2 protein-coding genes are annotated in these 2,104 nt (G+C 72.0%); both read right to left on the reverse strand.

What is annotated here, in order from left to right:
* Positions 1-11: 11 nt before the first annotated feature.
* The gene (locus tag AOK08_RS34645) at positions 12-1,478 is read right to left on the reverse strand and encodes a maltokinase N-terminal cap-like domain-containing protein (RefSeq protein WP_055533398.1); all 1,467 of its coding nucleotides are present in this window, start codon (positions 1,476-1,478) and stop codon (positions 12-14) included.
* A gap of 112 nt (positions 1,479-1,590) precedes the next feature.
* Positions 1,591-2,104, reverse strand: a 514-nt coding sequence (locus AOK08_RS34650) for an alpha-glucosidase C-terminal domain-containing protein (protein WP_241827215.1), incomplete at its 5' end; no start/stop codon positions are given.

The following is a 2,104-nucleotide window of genomic DNA, read 5'->3' on the forward strand; positions in this document are numbered from 1 at the left end:
TTGCGTGGGGGTCAGCCCGGTGCGGCCAGGCGGCGGACCGCCGACATCGGTACCGGGAGCCAGTCCGGGCGGTGCCGGGCCTCGTACACCACCTCGTACACCGCCTTGTCCGTTTCGTACGCCCGCAGGAGCACCGGATCGGTACGTGGGTCCCGGCCTGCCGTTTCCGCGTATCCGGCGCAGTACGCGGCCCGGCACCGCGCCGCCCAGCCGGGCAGCCGGGGGTGGAGCGAGTGGGCCGCGTAGTCGAAGGAGCGGAGCATGCCCGCGATGTCCCGGGCCGGGGGCTGCGGCAGGCGCCGTTCCGCCAGTGGTTTCGACGGCTCGCCCTCGAAGTCGATCAGCGACCACTCCCCGGACGGCGCCCGCAGGCACTGCCCGAGGTGCAGGTCGCCGTGGATGCGCTGGGCCGTCCAGGTCTGGCCCTCGGCGGCGAGGTCGGCCAGCGCCTCGTATGCCGAGCGCAGGCCGGGCGCGTACAGATGGAGGGCTGGCACCGTGCGGACCGCCTCGTCCAGGCGGGCGATCATGCCGTCGATCAGCGGGCGCAGCCGCGCGTGGCCCAGGGTCACCGTGGGCAGGGCGCGGGCGAGGGCCAGGTGCACCTCGGCGGTGGCCCGCCCGAGTGCCCGTGCCTCCGCGCTGAAGTCCTCCCCCTTGGCCAGCTCGCGCAACGCCAGCTCCCAGCCGTCGGTGGCGCCCCGCACGAAGGGCTGGAGGACTCCCAGTACGTAACCGTCTTCGGGGCTCGTCTCCGCGTCGGGGCCGGGCGGCCCGAGGGGGTCGGTGAGGGGGTCGGTGTGGATCCAGGCCACCGGGGCCGGTACCCGGGGGCAGCCCTCGCGGGCCAGCGCCAGCGGCAGTTCCAGGTCGGGGTTGACGCCCGGAAGGACCCGGCGGAGCAGCTTCAGGATGAACGTATCGCCGTAGACGATCGACGAGTTGGACTGCTCGGCGGTCATCACCCGGGCCACCAGCCCCGCCGGTATCTCGCCCTCTTCCTCCCTCTCGCCCCCGTCCTCCCTCTCTCCCTCGCCCCCGTCTGGGTCCTCGCGCCTGTCGAAGCGCAGCGCGCCGATCCGGGCCCGGGTCCGCATGGCCTCCAGGAGCACCTCGGCCGGCCGGGCGTCGTACAGGGCGTCGTAAACCGTCCGTCCGGTCAGCGGGCCCCGGTCGACGTGTCCTATCAGCGCGGGCGCCAGCCGGGGCGGGAGCGCCTCGCGCGCGCCTATGAGGAGCTGGTAGCAGTCTCCGGGGCCCTGCAACGCGGGCTGATGGGCGCGTACGAGGAGGTGGTACAGGCCCAGCTGTGTCGTGGCAGGGAGTAGTTCGGTGGCTGCCACCAGGGAGAAGTCGGTGACCGGACGTCCCTTGCCGGCGAACCAGCGCTGTCTCGGCAGCCACTCGCGCAGCAGCGGTTCCAGGGACGTGAGGAGGCCGGGACCTGTCGCGGCGGAGCGGGTGATGGCTTCCGACATGGCGTCGCGTCCTTTCCCCGGGGGCGGGGTGTGACTGATGCGTGCCCCGGGCGGGACGGGAGAAACCGGCCCGCCTGGGATCGGCACATACGACCGAGTACTACACCGGGTACTACGCGGTGCCCCTCGACTCCCTTGGCTCCCTCGGCTCCATCGAGTCCTTCAGCTCCCCCGATTCCCCCGATTCCTTCCGCAGCCGGAACCAGTAGAAGCCGTGGCCGGCGAGGGTGAGGAGGTAGGGGAGTTCTCCGATGGCCGGGAAGCGGACCCCGCCGATCAGCTCGACCGGGTGCGTGCCACTGAACGACCGCAGGTCGAGTTCGGTGGGCTGGGCGAAGCGGGAGAAGTTGTGGACGCACAGGACGAGGTCGTCCTTGTGTTCGCGGAGGAAGGCGATGACGGCGGGGTTGGTGGAGGGGAGCTCGGTGTAGGAGCCGAGGCCGAACGCCGGGTTCTGCTTGCGGATCTCGATCATGCGCCTCGTCCAGTGCAGGAGCGAGGACGGGGACGACATGGACGCTTCGACGTTGGTGACCTGGTAGCCGTGGACCGGGTCCATGATCGTGGGCAGGACCAGTCGCCCGGGGTCGCAGGAGGAGAAGCCCGCGTTGCGGTCGGGGGTCCAC

The organism is Streptomyces graminilatus (genome assembly GCF_001418565.1).
GTDB classification, from domain to species: domain Bacteria; phylum Actinomycetota; class Actinomycetes; order Streptomycetales; family Streptomycetaceae; genus Streptomyces; species Streptomyces graminilatus.

What these genes read in the sequence shown, in the direction of transcription:
- AOK08_RS34645 (WP_055533398.1), bottom strand. Translation starts at nt 1,478, where the DNA reads ATGTCGGAAGCCATCACCCGCTCCGCCGCGACAGGTCCCGGCCTCCTC.